Source organism: Pseudomonas sp. 2995-1, from assembly GCF_002742505.1.
GTDB classification, from domain to species: Bacteria; Pseudomonadota; Gammaproteobacteria; order Pseudomonadales; family Pseudomonadaceae; genus Aquipseudomonas; species Aquipseudomonas sivasensis.
Map to the genome: position 1 here is coordinate 61,248 of NZ_LJSA01000319.1, position 18,892 is coordinate 80,139.

General features: G+C 58.7%; 20 protein-coding genes and 1 tRNA gene. 12 read left to right on the top strand and 9 right to left on the bottom strand.

Annotation, left to right across the window (positions count from 1 at the left end):
- Positions 1 to 158 precede the first annotated feature (158 nt).
- Positions 159 to 1,598, top strand: coding sequence for a DegQ family serine endoprotease (locus tag AOA61_RS06455; RefSeq protein ID WP_032888548.1), 1,440 nt, complete (start codon positions 159 to 161; stop codon positions 1,596 to 1,598).
- A gap of 67 nt (positions 1,599 to 1,665) precedes the next feature.
- Here AOA61_RS06455 and AOA61_RS06460 read toward each other — a convergent pair whose 3' ends face one another.
- The gene (locus AOA61_RS06460; RefSeq protein ID WP_095184077.1) at positions 1,666 to 3,099 is read right to left on the bottom strand and encodes a M48 family metalloprotease; all 1,434 of its coding nucleotides are present in this window, start codon (positions 3,097 to 3,099) and stop codon (positions 1,666 to 1,668) included.
- 95 nt (positions 3,100 to 3,194) lie between these two features.
- On the opposite strand from AOA61_RS06460, the gene AOA61_RS06465 reads away from it, so the two are divergent.
- Entirely contained in the window at positions 3,195 to 3,434 is a 240-nt protein-coding gene (locus AOA61_RS06465; RefSeq protein WP_099601374.1) for a sulfurtransferase TusA family protein, read from the top strand.
- A gap of 30 nt (positions 3,435 to 3,464) precedes the next feature.
- Positions 3,465 to 4,535 (top strand): AI-2E family transporter, encoded by a 1,071-nt coding sequence (locus tag AOA61_RS06470; protein ID WP_032888556.1) that lies wholly within the window; start codon positions 3,465 to 3,467, stop codon positions 4,533 to 4,535.
- Between the two features lie 36 nt (positions 4,536 to 4,571).
- On the opposite strand, the gene AOA61_RS06475 is transcribed toward AOA61_RS06470, so the two are convergent.
- Positions 4,572 to 5,045 (bottom strand): peroxiredoxin, encoded by a 474-nt coding sequence (locus AOA61_RS06475; protein ID WP_095184079.1) that lies wholly within the window; start codon positions 5,043 to 5,045, stop codon positions 4,572 to 4,574.
- A gap of 10 nt (positions 5,046 to 5,055) precedes the next feature.
- On the bottom strand, positions 5,056 to 5,616 hold the full coding sequence (locus AOA61_RS06480; RefSeq protein WP_003172487.1) for a glycine cleavage system protein R: 561 nt from the start codon (positions 5,614 to 5,616) through the stop codon (positions 5,056 to 5,058).
- 272 nt (positions 5,617 to 5,888) lie between these two features.
- On the opposite strand from AOA61_RS06480, the gene dapA reads away from it, so the two are divergent.
- From dapA to AOA61_RS06505, 5 genes are all read left to right on the top strand, one after another.
- Positions 5,889 to 6,767: a 4-hydroxy-tetrahydrodipicolinate synthase gene (dapA, locus tag AOA61_RS06485; RefSeq protein WP_032888561.1), complete on the top strand. Its 879-nt coding sequence runs from the start codon at positions 5,889 to 5,891 to the stop codon at positions 6,765 to 6,767.
- A 17-nt stretch (positions 6,768 to 6,784) separates the two neighbouring features.
- The gene (gene bamC, locus AOA61_RS06490; protein WP_032888563.1) at positions 6,785 to 7,900 is read left to right on the top strand and encodes an outer membrane protein assembly factor BamC; all 1,116 of its coding nucleotides are present in this window, start codon (positions 6,785 to 6,787) and stop codon (positions 7,898 to 7,900) included.
- A gap of 4 nt (positions 7,901 to 7,904) precedes the next feature.
- A complete protein-coding gene (locus AOA61_RS06495) occupies positions 7,905 to 8,663 on the top strand; it encodes an MBL fold metallo-hydrolase (RefSeq protein ID WP_032888564.1) in 759 nt (252 codons plus the stop codon).
- 27 nt (positions 8,664 to 8,690) lie between these two features.
- The gene (gene purC / locus AOA61_RS06500) at positions 8,691 to 9,404 is read left to right on the top strand and encodes a phosphoribosylaminoimidazolesuccinocarboxamide synthase (RefSeq protein WP_003172493.1); all 714 of its coding nucleotides are present in this window, start codon (positions 8,691 to 8,693) and stop codon (positions 9,402 to 9,404) included.
- A gap of 83 nt (positions 9,405 to 9,487) precedes the next feature.
- Positions 9,488 to 9,577, top strand: a tRNA-Ser gene (locus AOA61_RS06505).
- A 240-nt stretch (positions 9,578 to 9,817) separates the two neighbouring features.
- Here the strand turns inward: AOA61_RS06505 and AOA61_RS06510 are convergent.
- Positions 9,818 to 10,708, bottom strand: coding sequence for a hypothetical protein (locus tag AOA61_RS06510; protein WP_241089440.1), 891 nt, complete (start codon positions 10,706 to 10,708; stop codon positions 9,818 to 9,820).
- 68 nt (positions 10,709 to 10,776) lie between these two features.
- Entirely contained in the window at positions 10,777 to 11,619 is an 843-nt protein-coding gene (locus tag AOA61_RS06515) for a DUF6216 family protein (protein WP_099601375.1), read from the bottom strand.
- A gap of 211 nt (positions 11,620 to 11,830) precedes the next feature.
- Between AOA61_RS06515 and AOA61_RS06520 the strand changes: the two genes are divergently transcribed.
- On the top strand, positions 11,831 to 12,733 hold the full coding sequence (locus AOA61_RS06520) for a LysR family transcriptional regulator (protein ID WP_099601501.1): 903 nt from the start codon (positions 11,831 to 11,833) through the stop codon (positions 12,731 to 12,733).
- Here the strand turns inward: AOA61_RS06520 and AOA61_RS06525 are convergent.
- Both AOA61_RS06525 and AOA61_RS06530 read right to left on the bottom strand, forming a co-directional pair.
- Positions 12,725 to 13,483, bottom strand: coding sequence for a substrate-binding domain-containing protein (locus AOA61_RS06525; RefSeq protein ID WP_095184322.1), 759 nt, complete (start codon positions 13,481 to 13,483; stop codon positions 12,725 to 12,727). The genes AOA61_RS06520 and AOA61_RS06525 overlap by 9 nt on opposite strands.
- Positions 13,483 to 14,787: an MFS transporter gene (locus AOA61_RS06530; protein ID WP_032888673.1), complete on the bottom strand. Its 1,305-nt coding sequence runs from the start codon at positions 14,785 to 14,787 to the stop codon at positions 13,483 to 13,485. Before AOA61_RS06530 ends, AOA61_RS06525 begins: the two co-directional genes overlap by 1 nt.
- A gap of 197 nt (positions 14,788 to 14,984) precedes the next feature.
- Between AOA61_RS06530 and AOA61_RS31500 the strand changes: the two genes are divergently transcribed.
- The 3 genes from AOA61_RS31500 to AOA61_RS06540 all read left to right on the top strand — a co-directional run bounded on the left by AOA61_RS31500 (position 14,985) and on the right by AOA61_RS06540 (position 16,570).
- A complete protein-coding gene (locus tag AOA61_RS31500) occupies positions 14,985 to 15,131 on the top strand; it encodes a hypothetical protein (RefSeq protein WP_164444760.1) in 147 nt (48 codons plus the stop codon).
- 106 nt (positions 15,132 to 15,237) lie between these two features.
- Positions 15,238 to 16,161 carry a LysR substrate-binding domain-containing protein gene (locus tag AOA61_RS06535; RefSeq protein WP_017526706.1) on the top strand — a complete coding sequence of 308 codons (924 nt, stop codon included), beginning with the start codon at positions 15,238 to 15,240 and terminating at the stop codon, positions 16,159 to 16,161.
- A 46-nt stretch (positions 16,162 to 16,207) separates the two neighbouring features.
- A complete protein-coding gene (locus tag AOA61_RS06540; protein WP_032888675.1) occupies positions 16,208 to 16,570 on the top strand; it encodes a 5-carboxymethyl-2-hydroxymuconate Delta-isomerase in 363 nt (120 codons plus the stop codon).
- Positions 16,571 to 16,573: 3 nt separating this feature from the next.
- Here the strand turns inward: AOA61_RS06540 and AOA61_RS06545 are convergent, their stop codons facing one another.
- Together AOA61_RS06545 and AOA61_RS06550 are read right to left on the bottom strand one after the other, a co-directional pair.
- Complete coding sequence (locus tag AOA61_RS06545) at positions 16,574 to 17,509, bottom strand: LysR family transcriptional regulator (RefSeq protein ID WP_099601376.1); 936 nt, start codon at positions 17,507 to 17,509, stop codon at positions 16,574 to 16,576.
- Between the two features lie 137 nt (positions 17,510 to 17,646).
- The gene (locus tag AOA61_RS06550; RefSeq protein ID WP_099601377.1) at positions 17,647 to 18,834 is read right to left on the bottom strand and encodes a CynX/NimT family MFS transporter; all 1,188 of its coding nucleotides are present in this window, start codon (positions 18,832 to 18,834) and stop codon (positions 17,647 to 17,649) included.
- Positions 18,835 to 18,892: the final 58 nt, after the last annotated feature.

The window sequence follows — 18,892 nt, forward strand, 5'->3', positions numbered from 1 at the left end:
GGATCAGCATTTTCACTTGCAAAAATCTCCCATGTTTTTTATAGGTCAGGGCTTGTCGGCTCTGGCCTTGTTTTGTTCGCGGAACAAAAATGTCGGTCGCAGTTTTCGGCGTTTCTTGAACCCTGTCGCTCAACCCTGCTCGTCGTAACGGGAGCTGTATGTCGATACCACGTTTGAAATCCTACCTATCCATAGTCGCCACGGTACTGGTGCTTGGCCAGGCCTTGCCTGCACAAGCGGCCGAGTTGCCTGATTTCACCCAATTGGTTGAGCAAGCCTCGCCGGCCGTGGTGAACATCAGCACCACGCAGAAACTGCCAGATCGCAAAGTGTCGAACCAGCAGATGCCTGACCTGGAAGGCCTGCCGCCGATGCTGCGAGAGTTCTTCGAGCGCGGCATGCCACAACCGCGCACGCCTCGTGGCGGTGGTGGTGGCCAGCGTGAAGCGCAGTCCCTGGGCTCGGGCTTCATCATTTCCCCTGATGGCTACATCCTTACCAACAACCATGTGATCGCTGACGCTGACGAGATTCTCGTGCGCCTGGCCGACCGCAGCGAGCTGAAAGCCAAGCTGGTGGGTACCGATCCACGTTCAGACGTTGCGCTGCTGAAAATCGACGGTAAGGACCTTCCCGTTCTGAAGCTGGGCAAGTCCCAGGACCTCAAGGCCGGGCAGTGGGTAGTCGCCATCGGCTCGCCGTTCGGTTTTGACCACACTGTGACTCAGGGTATCGTCAGCGCCATTGGTCGCAGCCTGCCGAATGAGAACTACGTGCCATTCATCCAGACCGACGTGCCGATCAACCCAGGTAACTCCGGTGGCCCGCTGTTCAACCTGGCCGGTGAAGTAGTGGGTATCAATTCGCAGATCTACACCCGCTCCGGTGGTTTCATGGGCGTGTCGTTTGCTATTCCGATCGACGTGGCCATGGATGTTTCCAACCAATTGAAAAGCGGTGGCAAGGTTAGCCGTGGCTGGTTGGGCGTAGTGATCCAGGAAGTGAACAAAGACCTCGCTGAGTCCTTCGGTCTCGACAAGCCTGCTGGTGCTCTGGTTGCACAGATCCAGGACGACGGCCCTGCTGCTAAAGGCGGTCTGCAAGTCGGCGACGTGATCCTGACCATGAATGGCCAACCGATTGTCATGTCGGCCGACCTGCCACACCTGGTCGGTGCACTCAAGGCGGGCAGCAAGGCCAAGCTGGAAGTAATTCGTGACGGCAAGCGCCAGAACGTTGAACTGACGGTAGGCGCTATTCCTGAAGAAGGTGCGACTCTGGACGCCCTCGGCAATAACAAATCGGGTGCTGAGCGAAGCAGCAACCGTCTGGGCATTGCAGTCGTTGAGCTGACCGAAGAGCAGAAGAAAAGCTTCGACCTCAAGGGCGGCGTAGTGATCAAGGAAGTGCAGGATGGCCCAGCAGCGTTGATCGGCCTGCAGCCGGGTGACGTGATCACCCACCTGAACAATCAGGCGATTGATTCCACCAAGCAGTTCACTGATATCGCCAAGGCGTTGCCGAAGAATCGCTCGGTGTCGATGCGCGTGCTGCGTCAGGGGCGCGCCAGCTTCATTACCTTCAAGCTGGCCGAGTAATCCGCTAAGCCAATAAAAAGCCCCGCCGTCGGTCAACGATGGCGGGGCTTTTTTGTGGGTGATGGGTTTAGCTCATCATCCCTTTTACCAGGCGTTCCTGTTCGATCAGCTCACGCTGGCGTGCGTCGATACGTGACGACAATGGAAAGTTACTGCCGGCGCGGCGTTTGGCGAAGTCCAGTTGCTGAATCGCCTGCTGGAAGTCGCCCACCAGAGCAAAGTATTCAGCGCGCGCCTGGTGCAGGCCGATGATGTTGCCGGATAACCCGCGTGTCTCGGCGACTTGATACCACACGTCCGGATCGTCCGGACGAGACTTGAGCAGGCCATCCAGGGCCTTTTCCGCATCCGCGGTACGATTTTGTTTAAGCAGCAGGTCGACTCGGATCTGATTCAGCGGATAGTTGCCGGGGTATTGGGTCAGCATCCGATCCGTGCGTTGCTGGGCGTCGGCTAGACGGCTGTTGTCTATGTCCAGCTGGATTTGCGCCAGGTTATAAGTGATGTCATTGGGCGCTTTGGCCAGCAACGGTTGCAGGCTATCTCTCGCTTGCTTGAATTGTGAGGCCTTGATTTGGGCGATGGCCAGGCCATAACGCGCCACATCGTTTTTCGGATTCTCGTCCAGTTGCGCCTGGAAGCGTTTGGCGGCGAGTCCTGAGGTGTCCTCATATTGCAGCTGCACCCGTGCGCGAATCAGTTGATAGCGCAGGCTGTCTTCCTTTCCGCCGGGCTTGGATTGCTCGGCTCGGTTTCGGGTGTCGGCGATCCGCGATTCAGTGACCGGGTGCGTCAACAGGAATTCTGGTGGCTTGGCGTCGAAGCGGTATTGACGCCCCAAGCGCTCGAACATGGTCGGCATGGAGCGCGGGTCGTAGCCGGCTTTCTCCAGATTGACGATACCGATACGGTCAGCCTCTTGTTCATTCTGCCGAGAGAACCGCCGTTGTTCCTGGATCGCCGCCGCCTGGGTGCCGGCGATCGCAGCAATGCCCGCATCACCTGCGCCGGCGGCTGCCGCGATGATGCCACCGAGGAGAGCAGCCATCATCGGGATCTGCATGCGCTGCTGCGCTTCAACGCCACGGGCGAAGTGACGCTGTGACAAGTGAGCCAATTCGTGCGCCAGCACCGAGGCGTATTCTCCTTCGGTCTGGGCGTTGAGGAACAGGCCGCCGTTCACGCCGACAATACCGCCTGGCGCGGCAAACGCGTTGAGTTGCGGGCTGTTGATCAGGATGAACTCCAGGCGTCGGTCGTTCACCTGGCTGGTTTCTACCAGCTTATACACGCTGGTTTCGACGTAATCTTTGAGTTGCGGGTCGTTCAGTTGGGAAACCTGTCCGCGCAGGTAGGCCAGCCAGGCACGGCCCAGTTGGAATTCCTGTTGTGGCGAGACAATGGCAGAACTGGCGTCGCCAAGCGACGGCAGGTCGTCAGCGAAGCCTGGAGAGGCCAGCAGGCAAGCCAGCGTCAGCAGGGTGGGGCGCAAAAAAGTCATGCACATAGCCTTTCGACAAAGAGCTTACTGTAGCCGGACACTGAGCTCCGGACCAGATATTCTAAGCACCCCGAACGCTTGCCCGGAGTAAAACCATGACCGACGCTGTAGCCTTTGATGCCGAGCTCGACGCCAGCGGCCTCAATTGCCCGTTGCCCTTGCTCAAGGCCAAGCTGGAACTCAACCGATTGACCAGCGGTGCCGTGCTCAAGGTGATCGCAACGGACGCAGGTTCCCAGAGGGATTTCCGCACATTTGCCAAACTGGCCGGCCACACGTTGTTGCATGAAGAAGATGCCGCCGGTGTGTACCGTTACTGGTTGCGCAAGGCCTGAGCCGTTGCCCCTACCACCCGAGGTTGATTGATGTTCAAAGTGTTACGAGACTGGATCCAGCGCTACTTTTCTGATGAAGAAGCCGTGGTACTAGCCGTCCTGTTGTTTTTGGCCTTTACCGCAGTCCTCACCTTGGGTGGCATGCTGGCGCCCGTACTTGCGGGGATGGTGCTCGCTTACCTGATGCAGGGCCTGGTCACCACCCTTGAGCGTTTGCGCTTGCCGGGCGGTGCGGCAGTGGGGCTGGTCTTCGCCTTGTTCATGGGCCTGCTGGTGGTGTTTATCGTGGTGGTGTTGCCACTGCTGTGGCACCAACTGATAACGCTGTTCAACGAGTTGCCGGGCATGCTCGCCAAGTGGCAGTCGCTGTTGCTGCTGTTGCCGGAGCGCTACCCGCATCTGGTATCGGATGAGCAGGTGTTGCAGGCCATTGAAGTGGCGCGCGGCGAAATCGGGAAATTCGGGCAATGGGCGCTGACGTTTTCCCTGTCCAGCTTGCCGCTGCTGGTCAATATCATGATCTACCTGGTGCTTGTCCCGATCCTGGTGTTCTTCTTTCTCAAGGATCGCGCCATGATCGGTCGCTGGGTGAGTGGCTATCTGCCGCGTGAGCGAGCGCTAATTACTCGGGTTGCCGAGGAAATGAACCGGCAGATCGCCAACTACATTCGTGGCAAAGTCATCGAGATCATTATCTGCGGCGGTGTTACCTACATCGCTTTTATTGCCCTGGACCTGAATTACGCGGCCCTGTTGGCATTGCTGGTCGGTATTTCAGTGGTGGTGCCCTATGTCGGCGCGGTAGTGGTGACCGTACCAGTTACGCTGATCGCTTTGTTCCAGTGGGGCTGGAGCGACCAGTTCATCTACCTGATGGCGGTGTACGGGATCATCCAGACCCTGGATGGCAACGTGCTGGTGCCGTTGCTCTTCTCGGAGGCGGTCAACCTGCATCCGGTGGCGATCATTTGCGCGGTATTGTTGTTTGGTGGGCTATGGGGATTCTGGGGGGTGTTCTTTGCGATTCCCCTGGCAACGCTGTTCAAGGCAGTGCTGGATGCGTGGCCGCGGCAGGAGCCAGTGGTGGCGCCTTTGCTCTGAAACGGAAAGGGGGAGCCTGCTCCCCCTCTCACATTTTCAGGCCTTATTCAAAGCCTGCGCTGCTGTCAGTACAGCATCCACATGCCCTGGCACTTTTACGCCACGCCATTCCTGGCGCAGCACGCCTTCCTTGTCGATCAGGAAGGTGCTGCGATCCACACCCAAGTATTCCTTGCCGTAAAGCTTCTTCAGTTTGATCACATCAAACAGCTGGCAAACCGCCTCGTCTTTGTCGCTGATCAGCTCGAAAGGGAATTCCTGCTTGCCTTTGAAGTTCTCGTGGGACTTCACGCTGTCGCGCGACACGCCAAACACTTCAGTGTTGGCCGCTTGGAACGCCGCGTACTGGTCACGGAAGCCTTGGCCTTCAGTGGTGCAGCCGGGGGTGCTGTCCTTCGGATAGAAGTAGATCACCACCTGCTTACCCTTGAGGGCCGCAAGGCTAAAAGTCTGGCCGCTGGTGGCCTGGGCTTCGAAGTCGGCTATGGGTTGGTCGATGACTACTGCCATGAATACTTCCTTACATTGGGTTCTGTGGGCGCCATGGTTCGATCAACGCGTCGAGGTTCAGTGCGTCGGCGAAATCCAGGAACTGGTCGCGCAGCCAACTGATCTGCACACCGGCTGGCAGGGTCACGGTGAAAGTGGCGTTGAGCATGGTGCCGCCGGTTTGCGGGGCCTGGTAGGTGTCGCAGGTCAGGTTTTCCAGTTCGACGTTATGGTCGATAAAGAACTGGCACAACTCGTTGACGATGTCCGAGCGGTACGCCGAGCTGACGTAAGCCACATAAGGCAGGGCCTGGGGACGGTTTTCCAGCGCGGCGCTACGCACTACATTGACGGTGAAGTCATGTTTCTTGGCCAAGCCCGGCAGGCCGGTTTCCAGGCGTGCCAGGGCGTCCCAGGTGCCGGAGATCTGGAGGACCAGCGCACTGCACTCGCCATGGCGTGTCAGGCGGGAGGTCACGACGGCGCAGCGGTTTTCATGGCTGGCGCGGCACAGGACGTTCGTCAGCTCCATGGGGTTGGCGCCGAGGGCACTGATAACAAGGAATTGTTCGCGAACTGTGGGGGTGGACATGCAGCCTTCCTAAACGATGAGCGGTCGATACCATGAGGGCCGTATCGATCAAAGCATGAAGGGTAGCGAAAAGCGCCGCCAAGGGATAGGAGGTGGCGTTTTCATTACGTGAACGGCGTGATTCCAGCCTGCTGTAACCCATGCTTTCGTCCAATGATGGCATTGCCCATCGTTTAGTTGCCCCAGAACGCATCCTCACGCGGTACTTCGCTTGTACAAGCATCTTGGCGCCAGTACCATTACGGCTCTCTTTTTCCGGCAGGAGCGGTTGCATGATTGCGGGCAGTATGGTGGCACTGGTCACACCCATGGATGCACAAGGTCATCTCGACTGGGACAGCCTGGGCAAACTGGTGGACTTCCACCTGCAAGAAGGCACCAACGCCATTGTGGCGGTCGGCACCACAGGTGAGTCGGCCACCCTCGATGTGGAAGAACACATCCAGGTGATTGAGTTCGTGGTCAAGCGTGTTGCGGGCCGCATCGCCGTGATCGCCGGTACGGGTGCCAACTCGACGCGCGAAGCGATCGAGCTGACCAAAAACGCTAAGAAGGCTGGCGCCGACGCCTGCCTGCTGGTGACTCCGTACTACAACAAGCCGACCCAGGAAGGCCTGTACCAGCACTTCCGCACCATTGCTGAAGCCGTCGACATCCCGCAGATCCTCTATAACGTGCCGGGTCGTACCGCGTGCGATATGAAGGCCGAGACCGTGATCCGCCTGTCCACCGTGCCGAACATCATCGGCATCAAGGAAGCCACTGGCGACCTGCAGCGCGCCAAGGACATCCTGGCCGGTGTGAGCAGCGACTTCCTGCTGTATTCCGGTGACGACGCCACGGCTGTCGAGCTGATCCTGCTGGGTGGCAAGGGCAACATCTCCGTGACCGCCAACGTGGCCCCACGTGCCATGAGTGACATGTGCGCTGCTGCCATCGCTGGCGACGCCGTGACCGCCCGTGCGATCCACGAGAAGCTGATGCCGCTCAACAAGACACTCTTTATCGAATCCAACCCTATTCCCGTGAAATGGGCGCTGTTCGAGATGGGCTTGATGCCGGACGGTATCCGTCTGCCGCTCACCCGTCTCAGCGAAGCCTGTCACGAACCGCTGCGACAGGCCCTGCGCCAGTCCGGCGTCCTGGTTTAATTGAGGAAGCACTACGCATGAAGCGATTGGCCGGACTTTCCGCACTTGCCTTGATTATCTCCAGCACCAGTGGCTGCGGTTGGATCTGGGGCCCGGAAGGCTACTTCCGTGACCGCGGCAGCGATTACCTGGAAGCACAAGCAACCAAACCGATGCAGTTGCCGCCGGACGTCAACGTTGCAAAGCGTCTTGACCCGTTGCTGCCGATTCCACGCAACGTTGCCGACGACACCACCAAGGGTGAATACGTAGTGCCACGTCCACAGCCGATCTCGGCCGTGGCGGATGCCAGCGACTACAGCCTTCAGAAGAGCGGTGATTCCCGCTGGATCGTTGCTCAGCGCCCACCTGCCGAAGTCTGGCCAGTGGCGGTGCAGTTCTTCCAGGACAACGGTTTCCGCATCGACGAGCAGCGCCCGCAGACCGGCGAATTCACCACGGCATGGCAGCAAGGCAGCGAACTGTCCGCCACCATGGCCAAGCGCTTGCAGGCCGGTGGTGTAGCGGCTGACAGCGAAGCCCGCGTGCGTGTTCGCATCGAGCCAGGCGTGCAGCGCAATACCAGTGAAGTCTACGTGGTGAGTGCCGAGCGTCCTGCCGGCAGCACCGCCAACGTCGCCTTCACCAACCGTTCGGTCAATACCGGCGTTGACTCGGCACTGGTCGACGAGATGCTGGCCAGCATGAGCCGTATTTCCGAGAAGGGCGGTTCCGTTTCCCTGCTCGCCGCACGTGATTACGACACCCCGAGCCGCGTCAGCCTCACCGAGGACGGCAGTGGTAACGTGGTGCTGAATCTGGGTGAAGACCTGGACCGTGCCTGGGCCAGCGTCGGTCGCGCGTTGGAGCAAGGCCCTTGGCGTGTTGAAGACATCAACCGTAGCCTCGGCCTCTACTACATCAACGTGGCTGAAAAGGCCGAGCGCAAAGACGACGAGCCTGGTTTCTTCGGCAAGCTGTTTGGCAGCCAGCCGACTAAGGAAGAAATCGAGACCCGCGCCGAGCGTTATCAGGTTCGTTTGAGCAAGGTTGGCGAGACTGTGCAAGTCACTGTCGAGAAGAACATCAACACCGTTGCGCCGGCTGAAACAGCCCGCAAAGTGTTGGGCGTAATTCAGGACAACCTGGGCTGATCCGATGCGTTTTGCTGTTCTCGGTAGCGGTAGCCAAGGGAACGGCACGCTGGTCGCCCACGACGACACGTACGTACTGGTGGATTGTGGTTTCTCGTTAAAAGAAACCGAGCGGCGCCTGCTGCGCCTGGGGGTTCACCCCACGCAGCTGAGCGCTATTCTAGTGACCCACGAACATGCCGATCACGTGCATGGCGTGGGTTTGCTGTCTCGGCGCTACAATCTTCCGGTGTACCTGAGTCGCGGCACCTTGCGCGGGATGCGCAAGCCCATTGAGCCCGCAGGTTTCCTGGCTGGCGGTGAGCAACTGCAAATCGGCGCCTTGAGCATTGATGTGATTGCCGTGGCGCACGACGCTCAGGAGCCGACGCAGTATGTATTCAGTGATGGCCAGCGACGCTTCGGCGTGCTGACCGACCTGGGCTCCTACTGCGCCAAGGTGCTGGACGGTTACCGCGACCTCGATGCCTTGATGATCGAGTCCAACCACTGCCGAGACCTGCTGGCTCGCGGTCACTATCCCTACTTTCTCAAGCAGCGGGTGGGCGGCGAACTGGGACATTTGAACAACCACCAGGCGGCGTACCTGGTGTATGAGTTGGGCTGGCAAGACCTGCAACACCTGGTCCTGGCCCACCTGAGCAGCAAGAACAACCTGCCGACGCTTGCCCGGCAATGTTTTGTCGACACCCTCGGGTGCGACCCGGACTGGCTGCAATTGGCCGATCAAGATTCAGGGCTCGACTGGCGACATATCGCCTAGCCCACCTCACTCAAAGCGGAGCCCATCATGGAAAAACGTGAAGAACTCTACCGCGGCAAGGCCAAGTCGGTTTACAAGACCGACGACGCCAACCGCCTGATCCTGCTGTTTCGCAACGACACCTCGGCGTTCGACGGCAAGCGCATCGAACAACTGGACCGCAAGGGGATGGTGAACAACAAGTTCAACGCCTTCATCATGCAGAAACTCGAAGAGGCCGGCATTCCGACCCAATTCGACAAACTGCTGGGCGACAACGAGTGCCTGGTGAAGAAGCTGGACATGATCCCGGTCGAATGCGTCGTGCGTAACTACGCCGCCGGCAGCTTGGTCAAGCGCCTGGGTGTGGAGGAGGGCCTCAAGCTCAACCCTTACACGTTCGAACTGTTCCTGAAGGACGACGCCAAGGGCGACCCGTTCATCAACGAATCCCACGTCGTGGCATTTGGCTGGGGCACCGCTGAGCAACTGGCTCGCATGAAAGAGCTGTCCCTCAAGGTCAACGACGTACTGAGCAAGCTGTTCGACGACGCAGGCCTGCTGCTGGTGGACTTCAAGCTTGAATTCGGTGTGTTCCACGACGGTTCCATCGTCCTGGGCGACGAATTCAGCCCGGACGGCTGCCGCCTGTGGGACAAGGACACCAAGAAGAAGATGGACAAAGACCGCTTCCGCCAGGGCCTCGGTGACGTTATCGAAGCTTACGAAGAAGTCGCCAATCGTCTCGGCGTACCGCTGTAATCGACGCAAGCATCTGATAGCACGGAAAAAAATCGCTTAGGCGCTTTGCATCCACGAATCATGCTGTTATGATGCGCGCCGTTGGAGAGATGCCAGAGTGGCCGAATGGGACGGATTCGAAATCCGTTGTACCTTCACCGGTACCTAGGGTTCGAATCCCTATCTCTCCGCCATTACATAGAAAAAGCCCCGTAGCTGAATAAGCTACGGGGCTTTTTCGTTTTTGGTGCCATAAAAGTCCTACATACCCTTCCGCACAGCTTTGTTCATACCTCCTTCCAAGATTGAAGCCTGGGTGTTTGCCGGTCTTCGTCGACACGCCATCGTTTTTTGGGAGACGGGTATATTGATTTACCGAGAGACGCTCACCGAGGCGCTCGCACTGAATGGCATCACCTGCGTAAGCAGCGCGCTCATTCCTGCGCGACGGCGGGTTGGGGCGGGGTCAGCTCCAAGACGCGATCACGTCCGCCCTCGGCCAGCAGATAAGTCCCGCGCGCAGTCGGCACGATCGATTGTGGCGCTTTCAAGAACGACAAAATCGTCTGCTGGTGCCCTTGTTTGTCGATCAGCAACAGCCGCGCGCGGTGGGTGGCGTCTTCATTGATCCATAACCCGCGCTCATCGCACATCAAAAACGTCGGCTGGTTCAGCTTGGCCAGTACCACCGGATCACTGCCGTCTGCGGCTAGCTCACGCACCGTGCCTTCTTTCTTCTTCGTGTAGAGCATGCGGCCATCGGTGCAGCGGATGATGGATTCACCCTCATCGAGGTCTTTGCGCACGACGCTCAAGGTCCGGTCGCTCCAGCGATAACGTAGGAGACGGCCCTCGTCGCGACGGTCCTCCATCGCATAGAGGTAGTCCCCGTCGTCCCACAGACCTTGCACGTTTTCGCCCCTGAATAACTCTGTGACGGTACCGTCCTTGAGGAAGCTGACGGGAGAGTCGAGTGCTTCCTGGCTGAATACCCAGCCGCCACGGGTGGAGAGCATACCGTCGGGTTTGGACAGCTTGCCCACCACCACTTCGCGTGTCCCGTCCAGGTGAATGCGCACGATACTGCCCTTGGCGTCGTCGAGCTCCTGGCTGACCATCAACGCGCCGTCCGGTAACGGCATCAGCGAGGCAGCTTTGGGCACATCGCGGTGCAGCACCTGAACAGTCCAGCCGCTCGCCGTACTCACGGGGTAGAAGTTTTGCCAAGTGAAGAAGCCCAGCGCGGCGAGGCAGGGCAGGCCTACCAGGCATACAGCTCCTTTCAGCGCTCGGTGTAGCGTTTTTCTGCCGGATGCCTTGCTCATTGAACTCTCAGTCGAAAACGGTCGGATTGCAGACTACGCACCTAAGTGCTTTTTTCAAGGCGGCTTTTTCAAGACTGTTTGGCCTGCCATTGTCTGTAGAGTCGTCGGGCGACTTCCATTCGCGCGATCAGGATCACCAGGTAAATCATCCAGGCCATCGACACGAGTACCAGCGAGAACAGTAGCCCGCGCTGTTCGCTCAAACCCTCTCGTACGTATTTGTTGTAGTTCTTGTCGAGGAAGAATGAGCAAATGATGTCGAGTTTCTCTTCCGGTAATCCCGGGAGAAGAAAAGCCTGTAGCGACTCGGACGACCGGCAGTGTTCTACCATCAGGACGTTGTCGGACCAGATGCCGAACTTCACGTTATCTTCAGATAAATAGAACGATGGGGCATCTGGGGCGTTTTTCAGGGACACCATCAGGTACTTCGATTCAATCAGCGGAACCGCAATGGCTACACCTGCCAAAAGCACGAAAGCGAGTACAAAAAAACAGTTGATGCGCCATTGTGCGAACCGCCGGGTGATGAAATTCAGCGCTGTGAAGTCGCCCCACTCTATGTAGCGCTTCACGCGGCCGAAGTCGCGCGGGGCGAATTCATTGCTGTACATCCAATCCTCGGCCAAGTCTGCCTCCCGCAGCGTTTTGGCAGGGATGTTGAATTCGTAGCGGTAATATTCAAGCTCGCGCAAATCCTTGCGCATGCGTTCAAAACGTTCTGTTTCGAAGCGCGTTTTCCCCCAAAAAAACCGCCATATCCAATCCCGCAAAAACAGCAGCGATCCGGAACGTCGGTAGATAAATATCAACAGCCCCGCGATAGCGAGAAAGGTAAAGGCACCGCTGAAGAAGGCGAAATGCTCGACGTACCAAGTCAGTGGTGTGCTTTTTACGATCGGTTCGGCCATGGCTGGGTCCATTAGTCATAAAGTCGAACGCGGGATTCTAGGGAACCAGAGCGAGCGTGTCTTTACGTCAGAAAAAACAGGAAGCAACTGACGGGGCTCTCAGAATCCGGCTAAGCCACAACTGCAGTTTTTCTGGCGGTCCTCATGCATGGCTTCCCACCGACAGTCGTACGATAATGCCGTCCATCCCGCTATTGACTGGCCGTTCTCCGTGATCATTAACTTCGACCTCAACGACCTCCAAGCCTTCCGCGCTGTGGTAGACAAGGGCAGTTTTCGCGGCGCCGCGGAGGCCATCCGTATCTCGCAACCGGCGCTCAGTCGGCGCATCGAAAAACTTGAATCCGCGCTTGATGTAAAGCTGTTCGAGCGCACCACCCGACGGGTCAGCCTGACCATGGTGGGCCGTGCATTCCTGCCGCAAGTCGAGCGCATGCTCGACGACCTCGACATCGCGCTGATGGGCATCAGTAACGTCGCGTCCACGCGCATGGGCGATGTCATCATCGCCTGCGTGCCTTCGACTGCGTACTACTTCATGCCTCACGTGATCTCCGAATTCCACAAGCTGTATCCAAAGATTCGCCTGCGGGTGCTGGATGCCAGTGCCGGTGAGGTGTGCAATGCGGTGGAAAATGGCGAGGCGGATTTTGGCGTGAGTTTCAGCGGCAGCCTGCCCGATGAAGTGGAGTTCGAATTGCTGCTGCAGGAGCGATACGTACTCGCCTGTCGCCGTGATCACCCGTTGGCCGAACGTGACAGCGTGACCTGGGCCGAAGCCTTTGAGCATGACTACATCACGGTGGACAAAACTTCGGGCAACCGCTTCCTGCTTGACCAGGCCTTGCGCGGCGTACGTGTGAAAAAACCGAGTGTCTGCGAGACGCACCACGTGACCACCATGATTGCGTTGGTGGAGGCGGGGTTGGGGGTAGCGATGGTGCCTTCGATTGCGATGCCGGCGTGCGCGCACCCGGTTCTGGTAAGCGTGCCGTTGGTGGAGCCGCAGGTGATGCGCAATGTGGGCTTGATCAAGCGCCGCGGGCGGACATTGCCGCCCGCGGCGCTGGAGTTGGAACGGTTGGTGCGGGAGATGCCGTTTCGGTCAGCGTGACACCGAATCCAGGCCGGTGGATCGCACCAGCGGTTGCGCCTCGGGCGAGGCCAGGTACTTCAGCAACGCCTTGGCTTGGGTCGGGTGTTCGGCGTTCACCGGAATACCTGCTGCAAAACGCGTAACGGACTGCACATCTTCGGGGATTTTGCCCACATAGGTCACGCCCGGTACGGGCAACAATTCGGCGACCTGCTGCAGACCCACTTCGTAGTCACCTTTGGCAACCTGCTCAGCCACCGGAATACGTTCGATCATCGTGCCCTTGGCCGGCATGCCGAGCTTCTTGAACAGCTCTTTCTCGACATACACACCGCTGGCACTGTCCGAGTACGCCACTGACTTGGCCTTGCTCAGCACTGCCTTCAGTTCTGCATCGGTGCCGATGGCGGGTTTCGCCGCGCCTTCCTTCACCACCAAACCAATCCGCGAGTCCGCCAGTTCCACGCGAGACGCTGGGTCGACCTTGCCTTGTTTGATCAAGTCATCCAGGGCGTAGCCGACCATGATCACCACATCGGCGTGTTCGCCCCTGGCCAGGCGGTTGGGAATCGCTTCCGGCGCCTTGCCCATGGACGGGCCGAGAATGGTATCGAGGGTGTCACCGCTTTGCTGGGCATACTGCGGGCCAAGCAACTTATAAGCGGCGGTGAAGCCACCGGAGGTCATTACCTTGAGCTCCTCGGCCTGGGCCGACAGCGCCAGCGCGCCGAGGGCCAAGGCCGCCAGTGTGTTGAGCAGAGGTCGCATCATACCGCCCCCTGCAGCATCTGCCCGCGAGTGTTGGCGCGGCGGTACAACGCCAGGGTCGAACACAGTGCGCACAGTGCGGCGAACATCATCCAGTAGGCCGGTGAGGCCTTGTCCCCGGTGATGTGGATGAACCAGGTGGAGATCGCCGGGGTGAAGCCACCGAAGATCGCGGTTGCCAGGCTATAGGCCAGGGAAAAGCCCGCCACGCGCACTTCCACCGGCATGATTTCGGTCAGCGCCGGGATCATCGCGCCGTTGTACATGCCATAGAGGAAGGAGAACCACAGCAGGGTTTCCAGCATATGGCCGAAGCTCGGTGCATTCACCACGTAAGACAGTGCTGGATACGCTGTAAGAACCGCCAGCGCTGTCATGGCGATCAGTACCGGCTTGCGGCCGAAGCGATCGCTGAGGGTGCCGCCGATGGGGAGCCATACAAAGTTCGACACGGCCACCAGCAACGTCACCAGCAGGGCGTCCGAGGTGCTCAGTTGCAGCACGGTCTTGCCGAAGGTCGGCGCGTACACCGTGATCAGGTAGAACGCGGTAGTGGTCATGGCCACCATCAGCATGCCGCCGATCACAACGGTCCAGTTTTTCACCAGGGTTGCCAGCACTTCGCGCATGGTCGGGCGATGCTTGCGGTTGGCGAACTCTTCGGTTTCCTCCAGGTTGCGACGCAGCACAAAGATAAACGGAATGATCACGCAACCGACGGCGAACGGAATGCGCCAGCCCCAGTCGGCAACCACCGACGGTTCCATCCACACGTTCAGGCCATAACCCAGCGCAGCGGCGACCACGATGGAGATCTGTTGGCTGCCCGACTGCCAGCTGGTGTAGAAGCCTTTACGGCCTGGGGTGGCCATCTCAGACAAGTACACCGACACCCCGCCCAGTTCCGCACCGGCCGAGAAGCCTTGCAGCAAGCGACCAAGCAACACCAGCAGCGGTGCCCACAGGCCAATGGTCTGATAACCCGGCACCAGCACGATCAGCAACGTACCGCTGGCCATGATCGAGAGGGTCACGATCAGCCCTTTGCGGCGACCGACGTCGTCGATGTAGGCACCGAGAATGATTGCGCCAAGTGGGCGCATCAGGAAGCCTGCGCCAAACACGGCGAAGGTCATCATTAATGACGCAAACTCATTAGCGGCCGGGAAGAACGCAGCCGCGATGTAGGTGGCGTAGAAACCAAACAGAAAGAAGTCGAACTGTTCGAGGAAATTGCCCGAAGTAACGCGGAATACCGCGCCAACTTTTGAGCGGGCAGAGTCGGGGCGGGAAGGGCTAGTCATGGTTTTGTGTCTCCAGCGTTCTTTTCAAAGTGCTTATTTCGCTTAAGACTATGGATAGTGGCTGACACATTTAGAAATGATAAGTGAAAATTTTGGGTTTATTGATGTTCAGGGATTATCAATCCCTGTGGCCGTCAAAATCTCTTTCCCTGTCCTATGCTTGAACAGGTGACCGATGCTTAAGGAAAGAGGTGGCTATGGGTAACGAACAAAAGCGGAGCGATGAACCAGAGCGTGAGCAACCCCAGCGGCAGCGCGAAGAGGAAAAGCCGCAGACCTGGAAGCATCCGGACGACGGTACGGAGCTTTCCGAGCGCGATCAGGAGTTTCCGCTCAAGCCCTGAGCAACCTATCCGCCTGTGATGCTGGCTTATCGGCAATTAAGCGCATAGACGGCGTGCGCCGCGCTTTCTACACTGCGACCTGTCTTGGTGAAACGGGCAGGCGCCGATGAATCGCAATGAATTACGCAAGGCCGACATCAATCTGATGGTGGTCTTCGAAGCACTGATGCTTGAGCGCAATGTGACGCGGGTGGCCGAGAAACTTTTTCTCGGCCAGCCGACCATCAGTTCGGCCCTGAACCGTTTGCGTACCTTGTTCAACGACCCATTGTTTATTCGTGTTGGCCATCGCATGGAGCCCACCGCGCGCGCCGAGGAAATCATTCAGCATCTGTCCCCGGCCCTCGATTCCTTGTCGTCGGCCTTGAGCCTGACCCACGATTTTGACCCGTCCATCAGCACCATGACGTTTCGCATCGGTCTGTCCGACGATGTCGAGTTCGGCCTGTTGCCGCCGTTGCTGCGCGCGCTGCGCCAGGAAGCGCCGCAAGTGGTGTTCGTGGTGCAGCATGTCGATTATTGGCGCATCCCTGATCTGCTGGCGTCCGGCGATATCACCGTTGGCATCACCCAGACCCGTGGCCTGCCGGCGAATGCCAAGCGCAAGTTGCTGCGCCATATCCGTCCGCGACTCCTGCGCGCGGATGCCTCGGACACACCGCTGACCCTGGATGAATATTGCTCGCGGCCCCATGTGCTGGTGTCTCACACCGCCAACGTGTCGGGTTTTGCCGATGAGTGGCTGGCCGAGATTGGCCGTAAGCGCCACGTGGTTTTATCGGTACCGCAATACAGCGCGTTGCCGGCGTTGCTGGCCGGCACCGACCTCATCGCCAGCCTGCCGGACTACACCGCCGAAGCCATGGCGGTGTCGGGCAATCTGTTTTGTGAGCCGTTTCCGTTCGAGACACCAACGTTGGACTTGTCCATGGTTTGGCTCAGCCATGTGGACACCGACCCCGCCGAGCGTTGGGTGCGGTCGAGACTGGAGGCGTTCATGAGCGATAGAGGGTTGGGCGCCAAGGCGTGACGCTATATATTCAAGAATCTTCCTACAACAAGCCTCGGAGCAACCCATGCCGCATCTGCACCTGGAATACACCGCCAACCTGACAGACCTGACCGTCGATAAAACCCTGTTGCGGCTCAACAATGTGCTAATGGCGTCCGGGCAATTCGGCTCCGAGTTCGATATCAAAAGCCGTGCGGTAAAGCTTGAGCATTTTCAGGTAGGTACCTCCCTCAATCCGCGCGGCTTTATTGCGGTGAAGCTGTCATTGCTCAGCGGGCGTTCGCCGCAGGTCAAGCAGCAGCTGTCGGAAAGCCTGCTGGCGGTGTTGCAGGACCTTAGCCCGTGGCCCGAAGGCGTGCAGGTACAACTGAGCGTTGAACTGCGCGACATGGACCGCGATGCCTATAGCAAAGTCGCTATCGGCTAAGGCTTACAACAAGCCCTGATCGGCACATACCTTCACCACCTGCTCGCGAAACCAGGTATTGGCACTGTCCTGTTCACTGGTTTCGTTCCACTGCATATCAAGGGTGAACCCCGGCAATCCGTTGGGCGCCTCGCAATGGCCGAACACCGGCTCCGGCGCCAGTAGCTTTTGCACGCGGCGGGGCAGGGTGAGGATAAAGTCGGTGCCGGTGATCATCTTCAATGCCGCGCTGTAGCTGTTGGCACGGGCGACCACCTGGCGCTTGTGGGCCTGGCGCGCCAGCCAGCCGTCGATCATGTTGGTGTCGGAGGTCCACGGCGTGGGGAATACATGTCGCCGTTCGACGAAGGATTGCAGGCTGAATGCTGGCTCCCTGGGCGCTGAGCGTTTATCGAAGACACACACCAAATCGTCCTCCAGCAGCATCTGGGTCTTGAAGTCTTTGTGGGCGCGATGAAAATGCGGGCCGAAGCAGATCACCAAGTCCAGACGGCCTTCGCGCAGGTCATCGGCGGGGATGTCGGTTTCCAGCTTCTGCACATTGACGATCACCGGCAAGTCGGCCCGGTCGAAGGTTTTCAGCAGGCGCGGCAGGATCAACTGTTCGAAGTATTCCGGTGCACATACGTTGAAGGTCACGGCTTTTTGCGTGGGGTCGAAGGCCTGGCCACCGGCGTGGCACAGGTTGATGCTTTCGAGGATCTTCTGCACATGGCCGTACATGGTGGTGGCCTTGTACGTAGGACGCATGCCCGCTCGGGTGTTGATAAACAGCTCGTCTTCAAAGCTGGTGCGCAGCTTCTTCAGGCTGTAGCTCACGGTGGACTGGCTGACGAACAGCGTTTCGGACACCTCGGTAACGCTGCTCTGGTCGTAGACGGCGATAAACACCATCAAGTCCTGCATATCGAGTTTTCTGAGCAAGTTACTGTTTAACATCGGTTTCGTCCGTAAACCCTTTGTACCGAACTCAGTACAAGACAGCCCAAAAGCTTAACGGAACGTGCGTACCAATAGAAAGCTCTGTAGGGCGTTTCTATGTTTGCAGTGGGACAAATACTGTTTGCAACACGACCTCAGCGGATATGTTGCGCGTAATGCCTCGGGTTGAAGCGCGTGACGATCAGCAACATCAATACGATCACCGCCGTCAGCGACCACCAGGCCCATTCGAAACTGCCCAGTTGGTCACGGATCATCCCGGCGATCAGCGGCGACAGGCCGGCAATCAGGTAGCCGATGCCTTGCACAAAGGCAGTGAGGCCACCGGCACGGCGCGGGTTGTCCAAGTGATCGAGGGACAGGATCAGGCTCATGGGGAACAGGCCGCCGATGCCCAGGCCGAGCAGGCACGGCCACAGCAAACTGAGGGATTGCGGGCTGAGAATCAGGCCGCAGAAACCGATGATGATCAGCACCAGCAGCACGGCTACCACGCCGCGTTTGTCCTGGCGGCGGTTGGCGATGGCGGGTGTGATCAGGCCAGACACGACTTCCATGGCGGTCAGAAAGCCCAGCAGCAGGCCGGCGTCCTGCTCGCTCCAGCCTTGCTCCACGTAGTACGGCGCCAGCCACGCGAGTACACATGTGTAGGACGCAGTGCCCAAACCAAAAAAGATCGCCAGCAACCAGGCGCGGCGATTGCCGAAAAATGATTCCTGCGGGCCGGAACCGGCCTCGGGTAATGGCGGCATTACCGAACGCTGGGCGTACCAGAACACCAAGGCGAGCAACGCCAGCACAGCCCAGATCGCCAGGCCGATACGCCAACTGCCGGTGTGCGTTTGCACGAAGGGCGAGAACGAAGCCGCCAGCGCCGCGCCACCCATGATGGCGGTGACGTACAGGCCCATGAACATAGAAACGTTATCGCTGAAGCGCGACTTGATCAGTGCCGGCATCAACGCCTGGATCATCGCAATACCGATCCCCGCTGCAATCGCGCTGACGATCAGCTCCAGCGCCGAATCCAGGAACAACCGCGACAGCGTTGCCACGCCGATCACCAGCAGCGACAGGACAATGCTGCGGTGCTCACCAAAACGCTTGGCCAGGCCCATGCCAAAGAACATCGCCAGGCCCATGGTCATGACCGGCAACATGGTCAGCAACGCCGCGCTGCTGAAACTCAACGGCACATCGCCACGAATCGAAGACAACAACGGCCCCACAGCAGCCATCGACGGGCGCAGGTTAAGGGCGACCAGCACCACGCTGATCATCAGCCAAACGGCAGTGGTGGGTTTTGCGTGAACGTTTTCCATGGGCCTGCCTTGAGTGAACAAGGGTGAATCAGGCCACGCATGGGGCAGGTGGGCAAAT

Excerpts from the sequence above, each read along its gene's own strand:
- AOA61_RS06455 (WP_032888548.1), top strand. The coding sequence starts at position 159 with ATGTCGATACCACGTTTGAAATCCTACCTATCCATAGTCGCCACGGTA.
- AOA61_RS06460 (WP_095184077.1), bottom strand. The coding sequence starts at position 3,099 with ATGACTTTTTTGCGCCCCACCCTGCTGACGCTGGCTTGCCTGCTGGCC.
- AOA61_RS06465 (WP_099601374.1), top strand. The coding sequence starts at position 3,195 with ATGACCGACGCTGTAGCCTTTGATGCCGAGCTCGACGCCAGCGGCCTC.
- AOA61_RS06470 (WP_032888556.1), top strand. The coding sequence starts at position 3,465 with ATGTTCAAAGTGTTACGAGACTGGATCCAGCGCTACTTTTCTGATGAA.
- AOA61_RS06475 (WP_095184079.1), bottom strand. The coding sequence starts at position 5,045 with ATGGCAGTAGTCATCGACCAACCCATAGCCGACTTCGAAGCCCAGGCC.
- AOA61_RS06480 (WP_003172487.1), bottom strand. The coding sequence starts at position 5,616 with ATGTCCACCCCCACAGTTCGCGAACAATTCCTTGTTATCAGTGCCCTC.
- dapA (WP_032888561.1), top strand. The coding sequence starts at position 5,889 with ATGATTGCGGGCAGTATGGTGGCACTGGTCACACCCATGGATGCACAA.
- bamC (WP_032888563.1), top strand. The coding sequence starts at position 6,785 with ATGAAGCGATTGGCCGGACTTTCCGCACTTGCCTTGATTATCTCCAGC.
- AOA61_RS06495 (WP_032888564.1), top strand. The coding sequence starts at position 7,905 with ATGCGTTTTGCTGTTCTCGGTAGCGGTAGCCAAGGGAACGGCACGCTG.
- purC (WP_003172493.1), top strand. The coding sequence starts at position 8,691 with ATGGAAAAACGTGAAGAACTCTACCGCGGCAAGGCCAAGTCGGTTTAC.
- AOA61_RS06510 (WP_241089440.1), bottom strand. The coding sequence starts at position 10,708 with ATGAGCAAGGCATCCGGCAGAAAAACGCTACACCGAGCGCTGAAAGGA.
- AOA61_RS06515 (WP_099601375.1), bottom strand. The coding sequence starts at position 11,619 with ATGGCCGAACCGATCGTAAAAAGCACACCACTGACTTGGTACGTCGAG.
- AOA61_RS06525 (WP_095184322.1), bottom strand. The coding sequence starts at position 13,483 with ATGCGACCTCTGCTCAACACACTGGCGGCCTTGGCCCTCGGCGCGCTG.
- AOA61_RS06530 (WP_032888673.1), bottom strand. The coding sequence starts at position 14,787 with ATGACTAGCCCTTCCCGCCCCGACTCTGCCCGCTCAAAAGTTGGCGCG.
- AOA61_RS31500 (WP_164444760.1), top strand. The coding sequence starts at position 14,985 with ATGGGTAACGAACAAAAGCGGAGCGATGAACCAGAGCGTGAGCAACCC.
- AOA61_RS06535 (WP_017526706.1), top strand. The coding sequence starts at position 15,238 with ATGAATCGCAATGAATTACGCAAGGCCGACATCAATCTGATGGTGGTC.
- AOA61_RS06540 (WP_032888675.1), top strand. The coding sequence starts at position 16,208 with ATGCCGCATCTGCACCTGGAATACACCGCCAACCTGACAGACCTGACC.
- AOA61_RS06545 (WP_099601376.1), bottom strand. The coding sequence starts at position 17,509 with ATGTTAAACAGTAACTTGCTCAGAAAACTCGATATGCAGGACTTGATG.
- AOA61_RS06550 (WP_099601377.1), bottom strand. The coding sequence starts at position 18,834 with ATGGAAAACGTTCACGCAAAACCCACCACTGCCGTTTGGCTGATGATC.